The organism is Mesorhizobium sp. M7A.F.Ca.CA.004.06.1.1, assembly GCF_003999135.1.
GTDB lineage: Bacteria > Pseudomonadota > Alphaproteobacteria > Rhizobiales > Rhizobiaceae > Mesorhizobium.
The window spans coordinates 1-3,364 of the sequence record NZ_RZPQ01000658.1 but is presented as its reverse complement, the minus strand read 5'-3'; the positions used below and the strand labels follow the sequence as shown (position 1 = coordinate 3,364).

4 protein-coding genes are annotated in these 3,364 nt (G+C 60.0%); 3 read left to right on the top strand and 1 reads right to left on the bottom strand.

The features are described 5' to 3' along the window. Nucleotides 1-120: 120 nt before the first annotated feature. Together EN906_RS27785 and EN906_RS27780 are read left to right on the top strand one after the other, a co-directional pair. A complete protein-coding gene (locus EN906_RS27785) occupies nucleotides 121-471 on the top strand; it encodes a HepT-like ribonuclease domain-containing protein (RefSeq protein WP_127270471.1) in 351 nt (116 codons plus the stop codon). A 236-nt stretch (nucleotides 472-707) separates the two neighbouring features. Continuing rightward, a complete protein-coding gene (locus EN906_RS27780; protein WP_127270469.1) occupies nucleotides 708-1,355 on the top strand; it encodes a dihydrofolate reductase family protein in 648 nt (215 codons plus the stop codon). A gap of 48 nt (nucleotides 1,356-1,403) precedes the next feature. Here the strand turns inward: EN906_RS27780 and ppk2 are convergent, their stop codons facing one another. Then, entirely contained in the window at nucleotides 1,404-2,324 is a 921-nt protein-coding gene (gene ppk2 / locus EN906_RS27775) for a polyphosphate kinase 2 (RefSeq protein WP_127270468.1), read from the bottom strand. Nucleotides 2,325-2,601: 277 nt separating this feature from the next. Between ppk2 and EN906_RS27770 the strand changes: the two genes are divergently transcribed. After that, the coding region (locus tag EN906_RS27770) for an aldo/keto reductase (protein WP_164777405.1) at nucleotides 2,602-3,364 on the top strand (763 nt) is incomplete at its 3' end.

Below are 3,364 nucleotides of genomic sequence, written 5' to 3'. Positions count from 1 at the left end.
GGTCGGCATCAAGCAATTTCTTGAGGAGAAGATGTCAGCGGAGATCGATATCACCACCCGCGACAGCCTCAATCCCATGTTGAAGGCCGACATCGAACAATCTGCTGTGCGCATATTTTGATGGCAGTGCGCCGGATCGAACCGATTCTAGCCGAAATCATGGAGGCCCTGGACGGCATCTCTGCTGCCGCCGCGGGCAAGACGTTGGATGACTTTAATAGCGACTGGCTGCTCCGACATGGCATCGAGCGCGGGATCGAAATCATTTCCGAAGCTGCCCGGCACATTCCAGATGATTTGGCAGCACTTGCTCCCGAGATTCCATGGAAACAAGTTCGTGGGATAGGCAACGTTTTGCGTCACGAATATCACAAAACCTCCGGTGCGATAGTATGGCCGGTGGTGACCGACAGCCTGCCGCCACTGCGTCTTGCTGTCGAACGTATGCTCGAAGCGTCGCAGCGCCGATAGTTTTGGCTGACACTTGCGGCTGCATCCTGTTCGCGTCGCAAGGAAGGAACCGCGATATTTCTCTCGTCACAAGCAATTGCATGGCAACGGAACATTTGCTCGCGTCGAGACTGCCGGATCTTTCTGCTCTGCACGTGCGGTGCGGCAAAGTTCTCTAAAATACCGCTTGCAATTCACAATCAGTTTGCTACAAAACAACTGCTTGCAAAATACAACCGGTTATCGAGGAGGCTCGCATGTCCAAACTTCGCGTCAACGCTTTCACCCTGTCGCTCGACGGCTATGGCGCCGGTCCCGATCAGGATCTGCAAAATCCTCTCGGCGTCGGTGGGGAATCCTTGCACAAGTGGTTTGTCGACACCTGCACCTTCCGCGAGAAGGTGCTCGGACAAGATGGCGGCACCACCGACGTCAACGAGGCGTTCGCGGCGCGCAGCTTCGAGAATGTCGGCGCCTGGATCCTCGGCCGCAACATGTTCGGGCCGATCCGCGGCGAGTGGCCTGACGACAGCTGGAAGGGCTGGTGGGGCGACAACCCGCCCTATCATGTGCCGGTTTTCGTGCTCACCCATCACAAGCGGGAACCGATCACGATGGAGGGCGGCACGACTTTCCACTTCGTCACTGACGGTATCCATTCAGCTCTTGAACAGGCTAAGGCTGCCGCTGGCGGCAAGGACGTGCGGGTCGGCGGCGGCGTCGCCACCATCCGGCAATATCTGCAGGAAAAACTGATCGACGAGATGCATCTGGCGATCGCGCCGGTGCTGCTCGGCTCGGGCGAGAACCTTTTCGCCGGCCTCGATATGCTCAAGCTGGGCTATATCTGCAGCGAGCAGGTGGCGACGCCGCTTGCCACGCACGTCACCATCAAGCGGGCGTAGTTACAGCTTTTTCTCCCCGTCACTATACGGGGAGAAGGGAGCGATCCATCAATACTTCTCCGGCACGTAGAGCTCGCGCGGCAGCACCTGGCGCTCGTATTCGGGGTTGAAGACGCGCTCCGGCAAAGTGATCTCCTCGTGCGGCACTTCCTCGTAAGGCAGCTGCTTGAGCAGATGGTCGATGCAGTTCAGCCGCGCGCGCTTCTTGTCGTTGCCCTCGACGATGAACCAAGGCGCTTCCGGGATGTTGGTGCGGGCGAAGGTCTCTTCCTTGGCCTTGGTGTACTGCTCCCAGCGCACACGCGACTGCAGATCCATCGGCGACAGTTTCCACTGCTTCATTGGATCATGGATGCGCATCAGGAAGCGCATCTGCTGTTCCTCGTCGGTGATCGAGAACCAGTATTTGACCACGGTGATGCCCGAGCGGACCAGCATGCGCTCGAACTCCGGCACGTCGTGAAAGAATTCTTCGACCTGATCGGGCTGGGCAAAGCCCATCACCCGCTCGACGCCCGAGCGGTTGTACCATGAGCGGTCGAACAGCACGATCTCGCCGCCGGCCGGCAGATGCGGGACATAGCGCTGGAAATACCATTGCGACTTTTCGCGCTCGGTCGGCGCCGGCAGTGCCACGACGCGGCAGATGCGCGGATTGAGCCGCTGGGTGATGCGCTTGATGACACCGCCCTTGCCGGCCGAATCGCGTCCCTCGAAGATCACCACCAGCTTCTTCTTGTGGTAGGCGACCCAGGACTGCAGCTTGATCAATTCGGACTGCAGGGTGATCAGGTCGCGAAAATACTGCATGCGATCGATCGAAGGCGGATGCGAGTTCTTGTAGATCTTGGCGATCTCCATCGACAGCGCCGGCTCCGACATTTCGAGCTCATAGTCTTCGTCGAGCGTGTCGGCGAGCTCGGCTTCAAGCCAATCCCTGGCCGGAGAATTCTGTTTTAGCTCGGTCATTATCGGCTGCTCCACTTGCAAGCTCTGTCGATCCACGTCCGGCGCCCCAAACTCCGGCTTACAGCCCGGAACGGCAACGCCTGAGCCGACTTCAATATAGGCCTGCAATGACGGTTTTATTGCAGCCCGAGCGTGATCGCCGCCGCTGCCAATCCCGCCAGGCATGATCGATCCGGCGTCCTGGCATGGCGACAAGTCGCGCAAATTGTCCTACAAATAGCGGCCACATTCGGGCGCCCTCCCCAGCCCCTTCCCCAACGCAATCGCGAGGATCGACATGGAATACCGCACCCTCGGCCGTTCCGGCCTGAAAGTTTCGACGCTGACCATGGGGACCATGACGTTCGGCGGCGCCGGCGCATTTTCGGCGGTCGGCAAGACCGATCTCGACGAGGCGCGCCGGATGATCGATCTCTGCATCGACGCCGGCATCAATGTCATCGACACCGCCAACGTCTATTCGAATGGCATTTCCGAAGAAATCATCGGCGAAGCGCTCGGCGGCAAGCGCAAGGGCGACGTGCTGATCGCCTCCAAGGCACGGATGCGGATCGGCAAAGGCCCAAACGATGAAGGCTTGTCGCGCCATCACCTGATCCGCGAATGCGAGAAGAGCCTGAAGCGGCTCAGGACAGACGTCATCGACATCTATTTCCTGCACGAATGGGATGGCGTGACACCGCTGGAGGAAACCATCGGCGCGCTCGACACGCTGGTTGCCCAGGGCAAGATCCGCTATGTCGGCTGCTCCAACTATTCCGGCTGGCAGGTGATGAAGGCGCTCGGCATCAGCGACAGCCGCCACCAGCCGCGCTTCGTCACGCAGCAGATCCATTACACGCTGGAAGCGCGCGAGGCGGAGTACGAGTTGCTGCCGATTTCCGTCGACCAGGGGTTAGGCGTCCTGGTCTGGAGCCCGCTTGCCGGCGGATTGCTGTCCGGCAAATACCGCCGCGACAGCCCCACCGCCCGCCAACTCGCGGGCTGGTCCGAACCGCCGATCCGCGACGAGGACCGGCTGTGGCGGATCGTCGACGTGC

Excerpts from the sequence above, each read along its gene's own strand:
- EN906_RS27780 (WP_127270469.1), top strand. The coding sequence starts at position 708 with ATGTCCAAACTTCGCGTCAACGCTTTCACCCTGTCGCTCGACGGCTAT.
- ppk2 (WP_127270468.1), bottom strand. The coding sequence starts at position 2,324 with ATGACCGAGCTAAAACAGAATTCTCCGGCCAGGGATTGGCTTGAAGCC.
- EN906_RS27785 (WP_127270471.1), top strand. The coding sequence starts at position 121 with ATGGCAGTGCGCCGGATCGAACCGATTCTAGCCGAAATCATGGAGGCC.